Origin of the sequence: Thauera sp. 28 (genome assembly GCF_000310145.2) — a bacterium.
Lineage (GTDB): Bacteria > Pseudomonadota > Gammaproteobacteria > Burkholderiales > Rhodocyclaceae > Thauera > Thauera mechernichensis.
Genome location: NZ_AMXA01000005.1, coordinates 34,640 through 49,527, shown reverse-complemented (window position 1 = coordinate 49,527; position 14,888 = coordinate 34,640). Strand labels below are relative to the sequence as shown.

General features: G+C 65.5%; 15 protein-coding genes. 14 read left to right on the top strand and 1 reads right to left on the bottom strand.

The window, feature by feature from the left end; translation table 11 throughout:
* Positions 1-9 precede the first annotated feature (9 nt).
* From gmk to C662_RS05855, 5 genes are all read left to right on the top strand, one after another.
* A complete protein-coding gene (gene gmk, locus C662_RS05875) occupies positions 10-624 on the top strand; it encodes a guanylate kinase (protein WP_002926084.1) in 615 nt (204 codons plus the stop codon).
* Between the two features lie 2 nt (positions 625-626).
* A complete protein-coding gene (gene rpoZ / locus C662_RS05870) occupies positions 627-842 on the top strand; it encodes a DNA-directed RNA polymerase subunit omega (protein WP_002926082.1) in 216 nt (71 codons plus the stop codon).
* Between the two features lie 22 nt (positions 843-864).
* A complete protein-coding gene (locus C662_RS05865; RefSeq protein WP_002926080.1) occupies positions 865-3,093 on the top strand; it encodes a RelA/SpoT family protein in 2,229 nt (742 codons plus the stop codon).
* A 108-nt stretch (positions 3,094-3,201) separates the two neighbouring features.
* On the top strand, positions 3,202-3,390 hold the full coding sequence (locus C662_RS05860; RefSeq protein WP_002926078.1) for a DUF3460 family protein: 189 nt from the start codon (positions 3,202-3,204) through the stop codon (positions 3,388-3,390).
* A gap of 55 nt (positions 3,391-3,445) precedes the next feature.
* The gene (locus C662_RS05855; protein ID WP_002926075.1) at positions 3,446-4,894 is read left to right on the top strand and encodes an exonuclease domain-containing protein; all 1,449 of its coding nucleotides are present in this window, start codon (positions 3,446-3,448) and stop codon (positions 4,892-4,894) included.
* 32 nt (positions 4,895-4,926) lie between these two features.
* Here C662_RS05855 and C662_RS05850 read toward each other — a convergent pair whose 3' ends face one another.
* Positions 4,927-5,625: a Crp/Fnr family transcriptional regulator gene (locus C662_RS05850; protein WP_002926074.1), complete on the bottom strand. Its 699-nt coding sequence runs from the start codon at positions 5,623-5,625 to the stop codon at positions 4,927-4,929.
* Between the two features lie 254 nt (positions 5,626-5,879).
* Here C662_RS05850 and C662_RS05845 point away from each other — a divergent pair, with 254 nt between their 5' ends.
* The 9 genes from C662_RS05845 (at position 5,880) to C662_RS05805 (ending at position 14,849) form a co-directional block, all read left to right on the top strand.
* Positions 5,880-7,811 (top strand): histidine kinase, encoded by a 1,932-nt coding sequence (locus C662_RS05845; RefSeq protein WP_002926073.1) that lies wholly within the window; start codon positions 5,880-5,882, stop codon positions 7,809-7,811.
* Positions 7,808-8,452 carry a two-component system response regulator NarL gene (narL, locus tag C662_RS05840; protein ID WP_002926072.1) on the top strand — a complete coding sequence of 215 codons (645 nt, stop codon included), beginning with the start codon at positions 7,808-7,810 and terminating at the stop codon, positions 8,450-8,452. Before C662_RS05845 ends, narL begins: the two co-directional genes overlap by 4 nt.
* 86 nt (positions 8,453-8,538) lie before the next feature.
* Positions 8,539-9,060: a ferredoxin-type protein NapF gene (gene napF, locus C662_RS05835; protein WP_083485739.1), complete on the top strand. Its 522-nt coding sequence runs from the start codon at positions 8,539-8,541 to the stop codon at positions 9,058-9,060.
* Entirely contained in the window at positions 9,057-9,311 is a 255-nt protein-coding gene (locus tag C662_RS05830) for a chaperone NapD (RefSeq protein WP_002926070.1), read from the top strand. Before napF ends, C662_RS05830 begins: the two co-directional genes overlap by 4 nt.
* A 1-nt stretch (position 9,312) precedes the next feature.
* Positions 9,313-11,859 (top strand): nitrate reductase catalytic subunit NapA, encoded by a 2,547-nt coding sequence (napA, locus tag C662_RS05825; RefSeq protein ID WP_002926069.1) that lies wholly within the window; start codon positions 9,313-9,315, stop codon positions 11,857-11,859.
* A gap of 75 nt (positions 11,860-11,934) precedes the next feature.
* Positions 11,935-12,810: a ferredoxin-type protein NapG gene (gene napG, locus C662_RS05820; protein ID WP_002926067.1), complete on the top strand. Its 876-nt coding sequence runs from the start codon at positions 11,935-11,937 to the stop codon at positions 12,808-12,810.
* Positions 12,807-13,751, top strand: a complete 945-nt coding sequence (gene napH, locus C662_RS05815) for a quinol dehydrogenase ferredoxin subunit NapH (RefSeq protein ID WP_002926065.1) — start codon at positions 12,807-12,809, stop codon at positions 13,749-13,751. The genes napG and napH overlap by 4 nt, the downstream gene beginning before the upstream one ends.
* The gene (locus C662_RS05810; protein ID WP_002926061.1) at positions 13,748-14,200 is read left to right on the top strand and encodes a nitrate reductase cytochrome c-type subunit; all 453 of its coding nucleotides are present in this window, start codon (positions 13,748-13,750) and stop codon (positions 14,198-14,200) included. The genes napH and C662_RS05810 overlap by 4 nt, the downstream gene beginning before the upstream one ends.
* Positions 14,201-14,222: 22 nt before the next feature.
* The gene (locus tag C662_RS05805; protein ID WP_002926059.1) at positions 14,223-14,849 is read left to right on the top strand and encodes a NapC/NirT family cytochrome c; all 627 of its coding nucleotides are present in this window, start codon (positions 14,223-14,225) and stop codon (positions 14,847-14,849) included.
* The last annotated feature ends 39 nt before the right edge of the window (positions 14,850-14,888 follow it).

Genomic DNA, 14,888 nt, shown 5'->3' with positions numbered 1-14,888 from the left:
GCGCCTCGCATGCCCGGAACCCTCTTCATCGTCACCGCGCCATCGGGCGCGGGCAAGACCACCCTGGTGCGCGGCCTGCTGCAACGCGATGCACGCGTGCAGCTGTCGATCTCCTACACCACGCGCGACCCGCGCCCGGGCGAGCAGGATGGGCGCGAGTACCATTTCGTCGATGTGGCGACCTTCCGTGCCCTGCGCGATCGCGGCGAGTTTCTCGAGTGGGCCGAGGTGCATGGCAACTATTACGCTACTTCCAAGGTCTGGTTGAAGGAGCAGATCGAGGCTGGGCGCGACACCTTGCTCGAGATCGACTGGCAGGGGGCGCAGCAGGTGCGCAAGCACTTTCCGGATGCGGTCGGGGTCTTCATCCTGCCGCCGTCGATGGAGGCGCTCGAGGCGCGTCTCGTCGGTCGCGGCACCGACAGTCCCGACGTGATCAGCCGGCGCTTGCTGGGTGCGCGCGGGGAAATGCGCCATGTCGCCGAATTCGACTACGTTATAATCAACGACGAAATCGGTGCCGCGCTGGATGATCTCGTCGCCGTCGTGCGTGCAGCGCGCCTGCGCTGCGGCAATCAGCACCTGCGGCATCCCGAATATTTCGCCTTTCTCGAACAGGATTGAACATGGCCCGCATCACCGTCGAAGATTGCCTGAAACGCATCCCCAATCGCTTCCAGCTCACCCTGGCTGCGACCTATCGTGCCCGCCAGCTCACCATCGGCAGCACGCCCCAGATCGAACTCGAGCCGGGTGACAACGACAAGCCCACCGTGATCGCCCTGCGCGAAGTGGCGGCGGGCAAGGTCGGGCTCGAGATGCTCAACCGCGGCCAGGCCTGAGCCCGGGGCCAGGGGGTGAAGCATGCAAGCCAATCATGTAGGCGCGCCCCCTCAGCCCGCGCAATCCCCCGGCCCGATCTTTCGTCCGCCGGTGTCGAGCGTGCTGTCGCTCGACTTCCAGCAACTCAAGGCCAAGATCGAGACCTACCTCAAGCCCGAGGACGTCGGCCGGGTCGAGGCGGCTTACCATTTCTCGGCCGATGCCCATGCCGGGCAGTTCCGCGTCAGTGGCGAGCCCTATGTCAGCCACCCGGTTGCCGTCTGCTCGCTCGTCGCCGACTGGCATCTTGACGCCCAGGCGCTGATCGCCGCGCTCCTCCATGATGTGATGGAGGACACCCACATCACGAAGGCGGAGCTGACCGAGCGCTTCGGCAAGGTGTCCGCCGAGCTGGTCGATGGCCTGTCCAAGCTCGACAAGATCGAGTTCCGCTCGCAGGAAGAGGCGCAGGCCGAGAATTTCCGCAAGATGCTGCTGGCGATGGCGAGCGACCTGCGCGTCATCCTCATCAAGCTCGCCGACCGCCTGCACAACATGCGCACGCTGGACCACATGCGTCCGGCCAAGCGCCGCCGCATCGCCAACGAAACGCTCGAGATCTACGCGCCGATCGCCAACCGGCTCGGCCTCAACGACCTCTATCGCGAGCTGCAGGAACTGTCCTTCCGCAACAAGCATCCGCTGCGCTACGAGGTGCTTGCCAAGGCGATCCGCTCGGCGCGTGGCAACCGCCGCGAGGTTGTGGGCAAGATCCTCGCCAGTATCGAGGAACGCTTGCCGCAGTGGGGCATCGGCGCAGAGGTGCAGGGGCGCGAGAAGCATCTCTACGGCATCTACCGCAAGATGGTGGAAAAGCACCTGTCCTTCTCGCAGGTGCTCGACATCTATGGCTTTCGCGTCATCGTGCGCGACGTACCGAGTTGTTACCTCGCGCTGGGCGCACTGCACTCGATGTACAAGCCGGTGCCGGGCAAGTTCAAGGACTATCTGGCGATTCCCAAGGCCAACGGCTACCAGAGCCTGCACACGACGCTGATCGGCCCTTTCGGCATGCCGGTCGAGGTGCAGATCCGCACTCGCGAGATGCACCACATCGCCGAGACCGGCGTGGCCTCCCACTGGCTGTACAAGGAGGACGAGCGCACGCTGTCCGAACTCCAGCAGAAGACGCACTCATGGCTGCAGTCCCTGCTCGAGCTCCAGTCCACCTCGGGCGAGGCCACCGAGTTCCTCGAGCACGTCAAGATCGACCTTTTCCCGGGTGAGGTCTACGTGTTCTCGCCCAAGGGCAAGATCTTCTCCATGCCCAAGGGCTCGACGCCGGTCGATTTCGCCTATGCGGTGCATACGGACGTCGGCAACCGCTGCGTGGCCTGCCGCATCAATGGCGACCTGATGCCCCTGCGCAGCGAGCTCAAGAACGGCGACCAGGTCGAGATCATCACCGCCGCGCATGCCAACCCCAACCCCGCCTGGTTGTCCTACGCCCGCACCGGCAAGGCGCGCTCGCAGATCCGCCACTTCCTCAAGAACGCCCAGCTCGACGAGTCGGTCGCGCTCGGCGAGCGCCTGCTCAACCAGGCTTTGCGACCGCACGGGCTCACCCTGGGGCAGATCTCCACGTTTGCCTGGGACCGCTTCCTGCGTGACCGCGGTGTGCGCAGCAAGAAGGACATCTTCTCCGATCTCGGTCTGGGCAAGCGCTTGCCGATCATCGTGGCGCGGCGTCTGGCAGAGGCCCAGGACCTCGAATCCGGTCGCCCGGACGTGGTCAAGCCCAAGCCGGCAGGCGCCATCACCATCCGCGGCTCCGAGGGCGTTGCGGTCCAGTTGGCGCGGTGCTGCCACCCGATTCCGGGTGATCCGATCATCGGTACCTTGCGCAAGGGCCAGGGACTCGAGGTGCATACGCACGACTGCGCAGTGATGGGCAAGCTGCGTGGCGACCGCGGGCGCTGGGTCGATGTGGAGTGGGAGCACGTTGTCGATGATCGCCTGTTCGATGTCGGCATCCGCGTGCTCACGCGCAATGCTCGCGGCGTGCTCGCCCGTGTCGCCAACGCGATCGCCGAGGAAGACTGCAATATCCAGAGCGTCAGCATGGAAAGCGGGCAGGGCGACTACACCGCGCTCAATTTCACCGTCCAGGTGCGCGACCGCATGCACCTGGCGCGCGTCATGCGCGGGGTACGCAGGGTGCAGGAAGTGGTGCGCATTGGCCGGGCCAAGGGCGACGGGCGGGCGAGCTGAACGGCCGCCGCGCTGCTAGAATACCGGCCTTGTGTCTTTGCTTGCGCTGCGGCCAGGGCCGCTGCAGGCGCGACTGACAACCCTCATTGCATCCAGCCGGGACCCGACATGGCAATGTACGAATCCGATCACACCAAGTTCATGCGCGAATGGCTTGCGCAGCATCCCGAGCAGGCGGCCGAACAGCAGAAGGGCCGCGCGCTGTGGTGGGACAAGCCGCAGGACGTCCGTGCGCAGGGCGCGCTCGAGCAGGCCAAGGTGCCGGTCAAGCCCTACTACTACGACAGCAACCACTGAGCCGTAACGCCCTGAACACCTTGCCGCAAGGGCGGCGCGAAGGCGGCGCGCGCGCATGAGCCTGCCGCGTCGCCTAGCCTTCATTGATGTCGAGAGCACCGGCGCCCATCCGGTACGCGACCGCATCACCGAGATCGCCATCCTGCGGATCGAGGACGGGCAGGTCGTCGCAAGCTGGGAAAGCCTGGTCTGTCCCGGTCAGCCGATTCCGCCGCTGATCCGCGAGGTGACCGGCATCTCCGATGAGATGGTTGCCGACGCGCCGAGCTTCGAAGCGCTCGCCGACAAGGTCGAAGCCCTGCTTGCCGACTGCGTCTTCGTCGCCCACAACGCCCGCTTCGACTTCGGTTTCATCAAGAGTGCCTTCGACCGCATCGGACGCCGTTTCGATGCGCCGGTGCTGTGTACGGTGAAGCTGTCGCGCGCGCTCTACCCCGAGCATCATCGGCACGGCCTCGATGCACTGATAGAGCGCCATCAACTTGTCTGTGACGCCCGTCACCGCGCCATGGGCGACGTGCAGGCGCTCTGGCAGTTCGTGTGCCAGGCCCGGGCCGCATTCGCTCCCGAGGTGCTCGAGCGCGCCGTCGAGCGTGCGATGAAGGCAGCGGCCCAGGCCCCCGGCCTGCCCGAGGGGCTGCTGGAGGCGGTGCCGGACGTGCCCGGGCTATACCTTTTTCACGATACCCCCGAGCCGCCCGCTGGTGCGCGCGACACTCGGCCGCTATACGTCGGCCGCGCGCAAAGCCTGCGTGCGCGGGTACGTGAGCATTTTGCCGCGCAGGCCCGCAAGGGGCGCGACGCCGAGCTGGCAGCAAGGGTGCGCCGGGTGGAGTGGGTCGAGACCGCGGGCGAGCTCGACACCTCACTGCAGGAGCTGGCGCTACTACGCCGCTTTGGCCCACCCTACAACCGACCTCAGGAGCCGGCGGACACGGTCTTTGCCTTGCGCCTGCTGACGGGGCGCCGGCGGGCACCGATCTATGAACGCGTGCCCGTGGCTGGCACCGATCCGGCGCAATGGACGGGCCTGCATGGCGTGTTTCGCAACGCGCGCGAGGTGGACAACCTTCTGCGCGAACTGGCGATGCTGTATCGCCTGTGTCCGCGCCGGCTGGGGCTGGAGGGTGGGAGCGGTCCGTGCTCGGCTTACCAAGGGCGCCGTTGTGCAGGCGTCTGCGCACGACGTGAGTCGATTGACGAGCATGATGGGCGCCTCGCCGCTGCTCTGTCGGCTCTGGGTCCGAAGCCGTGGCCGTGGTCAGGCGCAGTGTTCGTGCGGGAAAGCAATGCGCACAGCGGGCGCGAGATGTTCCATCTTTTCGACCGCTGGTGCCACCTGGGCAGCGTGCCGGACGCGGCCTCGTTGGCGGCCATGGCGGCGAGCACCGCACGTGCGTTCGATGCCGATGTCGCGCGCATCCTCACACGCTGGCTCGCTGTGCCGGTTCATCTTGCCGGTGTGCAGCCGGTGGACGGCCGGGGCGCAACAGGCGCCGAGTAAGGCCTGTTCGAGGGCCTGTGTGTGCAGTGCGCTCAGTGTGCTGCGCAGCTGCGCAGTTCCGAGACCCGGTTCAACACCATGCCACGCCGGCCGCGCGGCTGGATCATGCCGTCGCGGGTCAGTTGCGAAAGGATGCGCGACAGGGTTTCGGGCGTCAGGTTGAGCTGTGCCGCAATGGTCTGCTTGTCGATGTCGAGGCGGATCTCACAGTGCTCGGCATCGTCGGGCGCGAGGCGGGTGAGGTAGTGCGCGACGCGCTGCGTGCCGCTCATCTGCAGCTGTACCTGCATGGTCGACATCAGGTCGTAGTTCGCCATCGCCAGGCGCATCGCCATCGACACCGAGAATGCGGTCGAACTCACCATGGCTTCGCGCAGGAGGGTGGTCGGAACCAGCAGCAGCTCGGTTGCCGTCATGGCCTGAGCGTTGACGATGTGCGGGCGGTTGAGCATCGCTGCGTCCTCGCCGAAGAAACAGCCTGATTCCGCCAGGCTGACGATTTTCTCGCCGCCCGAGGGTGAGAGCACGAAGCACTTCACCCGGCCGGAGAGGACGAGGTAGACACCGCGCGGACAGTCATCCTGCTGCACGAGCAGTTCGCCGCGTGCCGCGTGGATGGGCCGCGCGCCGGCCTGGAGACGGTTGCGCTCCGCGTCGTCGAGCATGTTGAAAGGGCTGAAGCGGCTCAGTAGGCTGCTTGTATCGACGACGGGGGGCTTGCTGCGGTTCATGCGGTTCTCCTGCGGACGCCGTGTCTGGCGCTAGACCTGTACACTAGACACTTGTGCACCGATTTACGCCCTGCCAGCGCTGGGCCGGACGCCCGGTGTGGCTTGGCGCATACCTCCAAAGAGGTATGCGCCAAGCGTGTAAGTGCATGATTTGAATAGGGTGGCAAGAATGTGTGCTTCCGAGTTGCCTGACCCTGGCGTTAAAGGGGTATGTCCACGTTTCCGACGTGGGATTGCCTGAGCGGAGGTTGAGGATGAACTTTCCCACCCTGCGTCCGCTGGCAAGGCGTTCGATCATGCTGCTGGTATCGGTGGCAATGCTCACCCTCACCCTGATCACCCTTGCCGGTATGAGCGCCTCGGTGCTGGTCGTCGAGAGTGCGCGCGGCAGTGCGAGCGCGATCAACGTTGCCGGCAGCCTGCGCCGCTACACCCATCGCCTTGCCAACCTGATCGCGGTCGACGCGCTCTCGGGGCGTTCCGAGTCGCAGCGGGTCGAGGCGGCGGTGAGGGACTTCGAGACCCATCTCGAGCACCCTGCGCTGCTGCGCTTCGTCGAGCGTGCGCCCGGCGAGTTGTTTGCCGCCACGTACCGCGGCGTGCACGCATCCTGGCACTTGAGCCTCAAGCCGCGCATCGAGGCGCTTGGCGCCCAGTCGCCACCACCGCCCAATGAGCAGGTCGAGATCCTGCTGACCGAGGTCGACGCCTTTGTCGACCAGCTCAATACCCTGGTCGCCGTGCTCGAACACGATACCGAGAAGCGCATCCAGGACCTGCGTCTGATCCTGGCAGGGGCGATTGTGCTCACCGTGCTGGTGGTTGTGGTGGCGCTGTTGTTGCTCAAGCGTGCGCTGCTGACGCCCTTGCGTGGGCTGCTCGATGCGGCGCGGCGTATCGCCGGCGGCGATTTCGGGGTGCGTGTGAGCTACACCGGCCAGGACGAACTCGGCCGCGTCGGTCTGGCTTTCAATCTGATGGCAGATGAGCTTGCCGGCCACTACCGCACGCTGGAGCAGCGAGTTGCCGACAAGACATCCGAACTTCAGCGCAGCAACCGCTCGCTGGAGTTGCTGTACCACGCCATTGCCCGCCTGTACCAGACGCCAACGGCCACCGAGGCGTATGAGGCGACCCTGCGCGACATCGATCGGGTGGCGGGCCTGGAGGGCAGCTTTGTCTGCATCGAGCCGCGTCACGGTGGGCCGGCGAGTGTGATCGCTTCCTCGATGGGGGGCTGTCCCGACCGCAACGAGCGTGGCGAGGATGCCTGTGGCGCCTGTCGGGCGGCATCCGATGGCGTTGGGCTGGCGCTTCATCACCCGGCCTTGTTGCGCTTTCCGCTGCGCGACCGTGAGCACCACTACGGCATGCTGCGCCTTTCGCTGCCCGATGGGGCCCGCCTCGAGGACTGGCAGCGTCAGCTGGTGGAGGCGCTGTCGCGCCACATCGGCATGGCGCTCGGCGCGAGCCGGCGCAGCGAGCAGGAGCGCCTACTGGCGCTGCAGGAGGAGCGTTCGGTGATTGCGCGCGAGCTTCATGACTCGCTTGCCCAGGCGCTGTCCTACATGAAGATTCAGGTCAGTCTCCTGCAGGGCGTGCTTGCCGATCCGCAGCGGCGTGCCGAAGCCGAGCCCATACTGGCCGATCTGCGTGAAGGCATCAACGCGGCCTACCGGCAGTTGCGCGAACTGCTCGTCTCGTTCCGGCTCGGCCTTGCGGGCGACCTGAAGACCCTGCTCGCGGATGCCGTGCGCGAGTACGGGGCACGCGGTGGTGTGGAGGTGCAGCTGGAAGTTGCGCTCGGGGAGTGCACGCTGCGTCCCAACCAGGAAGTGCATGTGCTGCAGATCGCGCGCGAGGCCTTGTCGAACATGGTGCGTCACGCCCAGGCTCGCAGGGCCCGGGTCAGCCTGATCGGTACTGACGACGGGATGGTGGAGCTGACTGTCATGGATGACGGCGTCGGCCTCGGCATGCCGCCGGCCGATGCGCATAACCATCATGGCATGGCGATCATGCGCGAGCGTGCCAGCAGCCTTGGCGGCAGTATTGCGTTTGATGACCAAGCCGACGGCGGCACCTGTCTGCGGGTGCGCTTCCAGGCGGCCGCCAGCCTTGCCGAGCCTGTCGTTCCCCCCGCGCCCGCAGAGGCGCGAAGCCACGCCGGAGAAAGCCGCGCATGAATGAGCACCACCGCGTCCTGATCGTCGACGACCACCCTCTGTTTCGCAAGGGATTGGGCCAGCTGCTGCAGATGGTGCCCGGTTTCGTGCTTGCCGGTGAGGCTGCGGACGGGGAGGAGGGGCTCGCGCTTTCCCGCCAGCTCAAGCCTGACCTGATCCTGCTCGATCTCAACATGCGTGGCATGAATGGCCTGGAAGTGCTGCGTGGCTTGCGTACCGCCCGTATCGAAAGCAAGGTCGTCATGATCACCGTTTCGGACGCCGGGGAGGATGTCGTCGCTGCGTTGCGCGCGGGCGTCGACGGCTATCTGCTCAAGGACATGGAGCCTGAGGCGATGATGGCAGCGCTGGCCGATGTCGCGGCTGGCAGGGTGGTGATTCCGCCTCAGCTCAATCACCTGCTTGCGGCTGCGCTGCGCAGCGAGACCCGCCCGCAATCGGTGGGGGCGGCAGGTCTGACCGAGCAGGAGACCCGTATCCTCGAGAAGATCGCCGCAGGTTTGTCCAACAAGCAGATCGGGCGCGAACTGGACATCACCGAAGGGACTGTCAAGGTCCATGTCAAACACGTCCTGCGCAAGCTCGACTTGCGTTCGCGGGTGGAAGCCGCGGTGTGGGCGGTGGAGCACATACGTAACTGAGAGACGCTCGCAACTTGACTGTAGTCAATGATCCATGCGGTCCAGGAGGTATCCAATGGAATCGATAAAAAGGTCAGGTCAGCGAAGTGGAATCAGTCACTCTCTCCCGCAGGGGTTTCCTGCGGGGCCGCATGCGCAAGGTTGCGCCCGCACAGCGCCCCCCGTGGGCGCTTGCAGAGGATGATTTCATCTCCCGCTGCACCCGCTGCGACGCGTGTGTCGAGGCCTGCCCGACGCTGATTCTCGTGCGTGGGGAGGGTGGCTTCCCGAGCGTCGATTTCAGCAAGGGCGAGTGCAGCTTCTGTACCGAGTGCGTCACGCGGTGCGAGCCCCGTGCGCTGTTGCGCACCGATGCGCATGAGTTGCCGTGGGCGCTCGCCGCGCGCATCGGCGATGCGTGTATCGCCGCCGCAGGGGTCGAGTGCCGGGTTTGCGGTGAGTCCTGCCCGGTCGGCGCAATCCGCTTTCGCCCGCAACTCGGCGGCGTGTCGCGTCCCCAGCTCGATGTACAGACGTGTACGGGCTGCGGCGCCTGCTTCGCCCCTTGCCCGACGCGCGCGATCGCCATCGAATCACGATTGGATACGCCCATGGAGAGCGAACAATGAACATAGCAAGCCTGGTCGTGCGGGCTTTTCCCGCCGATTTCCCCACGGTGATGGAAGCCTTGCGCAAGATCCCCGGCGTCGAGCTGCATGGCGCTTCGGAAGAAAAAGGCAGCATCGTCGTCACGATCGAGGACGGCGAGGGCTGGTCGGTCACCGACTCGATCCTTGCGGTGAATCTTGCCCCGAAGGTCCAGGGCCTGACGATCGCCTATGAATACACCGATGATGGTCTCGAATTAACGGAGGCATGAAATGAGCATGAATCGACGCGAATTCATCAAGAACAATGCGGTTGCGGCTGCCGCGGCCACGGCCGGTATCGGCATCCCCGTGGTCACGCAGGCGCAGGGCGTGGCGCCGGCAGGTACCAATGTGCGCTGGGACAAGGCTGCCTGCCGCTTCTGTGGCACCGGCTGCTCGGTGCTGGTGGGTGTGCAGAACGGGCGTGTGGTGGCCTCGCAGGGCGACCCCGACTCGCCGGTCAATCGTGGCCTGAACTGCATCAAGGGCTACTTCCTGTCCAAGATCATGTACGGCGAGGACCGCCTGACACAGCCGCTGCTGCGCATGCGTGGCGGCAAGTACGACAAGAACGGCGAGTTCACCCCGATCAGCTGGGACCAAGCCTTCGACATCATGGCCGAGAAGTGGAAGGCCGCGCTCAAGGAACACGGTCCGCGCTCGATCGGCATGTTCGGCTCCGGCCAGTGGACGATCTGGGAAGGCTATGCGGCTGCCAAGCTGCACAAGGCCGGTTTCCGCACCAACAACATCGACCCCAACGCCCGCCACTGCATGGCTTCGGCGGTGGCAGGCTTCATGCGCACCTTCGGCATGGACGAGCCAATGGGCTGCTATGACGACATCGAGAACGCCGACGCCTTCGTGCTTTGGGGCGCGAACATGGCCGAGATGCACCCCATCCTGTGGAGCCGCATCACCGACCGTCGCCTGACCCACGCGGGTTGCGAGGTGCACGTGCTGTCGACCTTCGAGCATCGCTCCTACGAGCTCGCCGACAACCCGATGATCTTCAAGCCGCAGACCGACCTGGCGATGTTGAACTACATCTGCCATCACATCATCTCGACCGGTGCGGTGAACAAGGACTTCGTCGCCAAGCACGTCAAGTTCAAGCGCGGTGAGACCGACATCGGCTACGGCCTGCGCGGCAACCATGCGCTCGAGGTGAATGCGACCAACAACGGCTATCCCGGCGCCGACGGCAAGCCCAAGGGCAACCCGGGCAAGGCCGAGGACATGACGTTTGAGGAGTTCGCCGCCTACGTCTCCGAGTACACGCTGGAGAAGACCTCCAAGCTCTCGGGTGTGCCCGAGGCCCACCTCAAGCGCATGGCTGAGGTCTATGCCGATCCGAATCGCAAGGTCACCTCGTTCTGGACCATGGGCTTCAACCAGCACACCCGCGGTACCTGGGTGAACAACATGATCTACAACGTCCACCTGCTGGTGGGCAAGATCTCGGAGCCGGGCAACAGCCCGTTCTCGCTCACCGGCCAGCCTTCCGCCTGCGGTACCGCGCGCGAGGTCGGCACCTTCGCCCATCGCCTGCCGGCGGACATGGTCGTTACCAATCCGAAGCACCGCGAGTACAGCGAGAAGATCTGGCAACTGCCTGAGGGCACCATCCCCGACTGGATTGGCCTGCACGCCGTGGCACAGAGCCGTGCGCTCAAGGATGGCACGCTCAAGTGCTACTGGACCACGACCACCAACAACATGCAGGCGGGGCCCAACGTCAATGACGAGATCTATCCGGGCTGGCGTAACCCGGAAGCCTTCGTCGTCGTCTCCGATGTCTATCCGACCGTGTCAGCGCTGTCGGCCGACCTGATCCTGCCGGCTGCGATGTGGGCAGAGAAGGAGGGCGCTTTCGGCAATGCCGAGCGTCGCAGCCAGTTCTGGCGCCAGCAGGTGAGCGCGCCTGGCCAGGCCAAGTCCGACCTGTGGCAGTACATCCAGTTTGCCAAGCGCTTCAAGGTTGAGGAGGTGTGGCCCGAGGAACTGCTGGCCAAAAAGCCCGAGTACCGCGGCAAGACGCTGTACGACATCCTGTATGCGAACTCTGAGGTCACCAAGTATCCGCTCGAGGACGTCGCCAAGGTCAATGAGCACGCCTGGGCGGGCTACATGAACGACGAGTCCAAGGAGCTTGGCTTCTACCTGCAGAAGGGGCTGTTCGAGGAATACGCGAAGTTTGGCCGCGGCAAGGCGCACGATCTGGCCGACTTCGATGACTACCACCGCTCCCGCGGTTTCCGCTGGCCGGTGGTCGAGGGCAAGGAAACCCTGTGGCGCTACCGCGAAGGCTATGACCCCTACGTCGAGGCAGGCGAGGGTTGGAGCTTCTATGGCTATCCGGACAAGAAGGCGATCGTGTTCGCGCTGCCCTACCAGGATCCGCCCGAGATGCCGGATGCCGAGTACGACATGTGGATGTGCACGGGCCGTGTGCTGGAGCACTGGCATACGGGTTCGATGACGCGCCGCGTGCCCGAGCTGCACCGCTCGGTGCCGGACGCGCAGGTCTTCATGCACCCGGACGATGCCCAGAAGCGCGGCCTGCAACGTGGTATGGCGGTGAAGATCGTCTCCAAGCGTGGTGAAGTGGTGGCGCGTCTCGAGACGCGTGGCCGCAACAAGCCGCCGGTCGGCCTCATCTTCATCCCCTTCTTTGACGAAGGGCGTCTGGTGAACAAGCTGATCCTGGACGCGACCTGCCCGATCTCGAAAGAGACCGACTTCAAGAAGTGCCCGGTCAAGGTGGTCAAGGCCTGATAAATGGAGGCGTGAGTCCGGCTTGCGCACGACCGACCGGGGGGCGGCGTGCGCGGGCGGGGATCCACGAATGAAATGAGCAAGCAAACGGAAAACACCGAGCGCAAAGGGGCCACCGTCCCGTCCTCGCGCCGCCGGTTCCTCAAGGAATCGGCGGGCGTGGCAGGCGGTGCCGGCCTGCTCGCGCTCGGTGCCGGGATGTACGCGAAGCAGGCGTCGGCGTTGCCGGCCACTGCCATCCGTCCGCCCGGGGCGCTCCCCGAGCCCGAGTTCCTGGCCGCCTGTGTGCGCTGTGGCCTGTGCGTGCGCGACTGCCCCTACGACACCCTGAAGCTGGCCGAACTGGGCGACGGTGTCGCCACCGGCACGCCCTACTTCGAAGCACGCAGGATCCCCTGCGAGATGTGCGAGGACATTCCCTGCGTGGTTGCCTGTCCGACTGGTGCGCTCGATCGTGCGCTCACCGACATCGAGCAGGCGCGCATGGGACTGGCCGTGCTCATCGACCAGGAGAACTGCCTCAACTTCCTCGGCCTGCGCTGCGATGTGTGCTACCGCGTGTGCCCGGTCATCGACAAGGCGATCACGCTCGAGCGCATGCACAACCCGCGCTCGGACCGTCACGCCATGTTGCTGCCCACGGTGCATTCGGATCACTGCACGGGTTGCGGGAAATGCGAGCAGGCCTGCGTGCTGCCGGGCGAGTCGGCGATCAAGGTGCTGCCGATCAAGCTCGCCCAAGGTTCGAAAGCCGACCATTACCTGCGCGGCTGGGAACAGAAGGAAGCGGCCGGGCAGTCGCTCATCGGCGACCAGATCGAGCTGCCTGTGCGAGGCCTGGAGGACAAGGCCTTTGGGGATACCCGCGTGCGTCCTGGTGAAGCGCCGACCCGTACGCCCGAGTATGCACCGACGGCCCCCGGCGGACTGGATTCGGGGTGGAAGCCATGAGCACGCAGACGACTTCCGTGATGGCGGGCGGCAAGCCCGAGCGCACGGTGCCGCCCACCAGTGTGCGTGGTGCGGCGATGCGTGGTGTCGTTGCGCGGCCAGGGCATGAAGCGATCGAGGCCAAGGGTTGGTTCGGTGCCCACAAGTGGTTGCTGCTGCGGCGCGCTTCCCAGTTCGGCATCCTTGCGCTGTTCCTGGTCGGGCCCTGGCTCGGCTGGTGGATCGTCAAGGGCAACCTGGCCTCAAGCCTGACCTTGGGCGTGCTGCCGCTCACCGATCCCTTCCTGATCGCGCAGCAGGTGGCGGCGGGGCAGTGGCCGTATCGCGAGGCCTTGCTCGGTGGTGGCATCGTGCTGGCCTTCTACCTGCTCCTCGGTGGGCGGCTGTTCTGCTCCTGGGTATGCCCGGTGAACCTCGTCACCGATGCTGCGGCCTGGCTGCGGCGCCGGCTGGGGCTCAAGGGCGGCAAGGCGCCTGCGGCGAGCACGCGCTACTGGCTGCTGGGGTTCGTGCTGGTGATCGCGGCGGCAACCGGTTCGCTGGCGTGGGAGTGGGTGAATCCGGTGTCGATGTTCCACCGTGGGCTGATCTTCGGCTTCGGCCTGGCCTGGGGCATCGTCGGCGGCATCTTCTTTTACGACCTGCTGATTGCGCCGCGCGGCTGGTGCGGTCACTTGTGCCCGCAAGGCGCCTTCTACGCGCTGCTCGGCCGTGCTTCGGTGCTCAAGGTGTCGGCCGCCAGGCGCAGCGCCTGCAACGACTGCATGGACTGCTTCGCCGTGTGCCCCGAGCCGCAGGTCATCCGTCCCGCGCTCAAGGCGGCCGGGCAGGACCACCCCCTGATTCTGGATGCCGACTGCACCACCTGCGGACGCTGTGTGGATGTATGCGGCAAGGACGTTTTCCGTATTACGACCCGATTCAACAGGAGCGAGTCATGAAAAAACAAACCCGCAATCTCGTGATCGCGCTCGTCGCCGCACTCGGCATCGGCGCTGCACTGCCCGATGCCGCCGAGGCCCAGAGCGTGCGCAGTATTCGTGGCGCCGACGTCGCCGATCCCGAACTGGCCGTGGGCAACTACAAGCTGATCCCCGACCAGGCCCCGCTGCCGCGTGACTATGTGCAGCAGCCACCGCTGGTGCCGCACAAGATCGATGGTTATGAGGTCACCATCAATTTCAACAAGTGCATGGACTGCCACTCCTGGACGCGTTATCGCGAGACCGGTGCGACCAAGGTCAGCATCACGCACTTCAAGGACCGCGAGGGCACCGAACTCTCCAACATCTCGCCGCGGCGCTATTTCTGCCTGCAGTGCCATGTGCCGCAGACCGATGCCCGCCCGCTGGTCGAGAACCAGTTCCAGCGCGCCCAGGGCCTGCGCTAAGGCCGACTGAACGGGGTATGAAATGACCGACAACAAGAAGAGTTTGATGCAGCGCATCCGCGGCGCCGGTTGGGGCGCGGTCGTGCTGCTGTTCGCGGCCGGTGTCGTGTTCTGGGGCGGCTTCAACTGGGCCCTGGAGGCGACCAACACCGAGAAGTTCTGCATCTCCTGCCACGAAATGGAGGAGAACGTCTTCAAGGAGTACCGCAACACCATCCACTACCAGAACCGCACCGGTGTGCGCGCGACCTGCCCGGACTGCCACGTCCCCAAGGAGTGGGGGCCGAAGATGGTCCGCAAGGTCCAGGCCTCGCGTGAGCTGTACGGCAAGGTGATGGGCACGATCGACACGCCCGAGAAGTTCAACAAGGAGCGCCTCCGCCTCGCCGAGAACGAATGGCGCCGCATGAAGGCGAACGACTCGCGCGAGTGTCGCAACTGCCACAGCTTCGAGTACTTCGACTACTCGGCGCAGGGTCGCCGCTCCAACCAGATGCACCAGGCTGGCTTCGCCGAAGGCAAGACCTGCATCGACTGCCACAAGGGCATCGCTCACTCGCTGCCGCCGGTCGCGCAGGATATCGGCGCCGAGCGTGGCGGTGTGACGCCGGAGACCATGCACCCGACGCCGCCCGCCGCCCAGCAGTAAGCCCTGGCGTGAAGGGCAGAGCGGGGGCTTAGGCGCCCG

What these genes read in the sequence shown, in the direction of transcription:
- gmk (WP_002926084.1), top strand. Translation starts at nt 10, where the DNA reads ATGCCCGGAACCCTCTTCATCGTCACCGCGCCATCGGGCGCGGGCAAG.
- rpoZ (WP_002926082.1), top strand. Translation starts at nt 627, where the DNA reads ATGGCCCGCATCACCGTCGAAGATTGCCTGAAACGCATCCCCAATCGC.
- C662_RS05865 (WP_002926080.1), top strand. Translation starts at nt 865, where the DNA reads ATGCAAGCCAATCATGTAGGCGCGCCCCCTCAGCCCGCGCAATCCCCC.
- C662_RS05860 (WP_002926078.1), top strand. Translation starts at nt 3,202, where the DNA reads ATGGCAATGTACGAATCCGATCACACCAAGTTCATGCGCGAATGGCTT.
- C662_RS05855 (WP_002926075.1), top strand. Translation starts at nt 3,446, where the DNA reads ATGAGCCTGCCGCGTCGCCTAGCCTTCATTGATGTCGAGAGCACCGGC.
- C662_RS05850 (WP_002926074.1), bottom strand. Translation starts at nt 5,625, where the DNA reads ATGAACCGCAGCAAGCCCCCCGTCGTCGATACAAGCAGCCTACTGAGC.
- C662_RS05845 (WP_002926073.1), top strand. Translation starts at nt 5,880, where the DNA reads ATGAACTTTCCCACCCTGCGTCCGCTGGCAAGGCGTTCGATCATGCTG.
- narL (WP_002926072.1), top strand. Translation starts at nt 7,808, where the DNA reads ATGAATGAGCACCACCGCGTCCTGATCGTCGACGACCACCCTCTGTTT.
- C662_RS05830 (WP_002926070.1), top strand. Translation starts at nt 9,057, where the DNA reads ATGAACATAGCAAGCCTGGTCGTGCGGGCTTTTCCCGCCGATTTCCCC.
- napA (WP_002926069.1), top strand. Translation starts at nt 9,313, where the DNA reads ATGAGCATGAATCGACGCGAATTCATCAAGAACAATGCGGTTGCGGCT.
- napG (WP_002926067.1), top strand. Translation starts at nt 11,935, where the DNA reads ATGAGCAAGCAAACGGAAAACACCGAGCGCAAAGGGGCCACCGTCCCG.
- napH (WP_002926065.1), top strand. Translation starts at nt 12,807, where the DNA reads ATGAGCACGCAGACGACTTCCGTGATGGCGGGCGGCAAGCCCGAGCGC.
- C662_RS05810 (WP_002926061.1), top strand. Translation starts at nt 13,748, where the DNA reads ATGAAAAAACAAACCCGCAATCTCGTGATCGCGCTCGTCGCCGCACTC.
- C662_RS05805 (WP_002926059.1), top strand. Translation starts at nt 14,223, where the DNA reads ATGACCGACAACAAGAAGAGTTTGATGCAGCGCATCCGCGGCGCCGGT.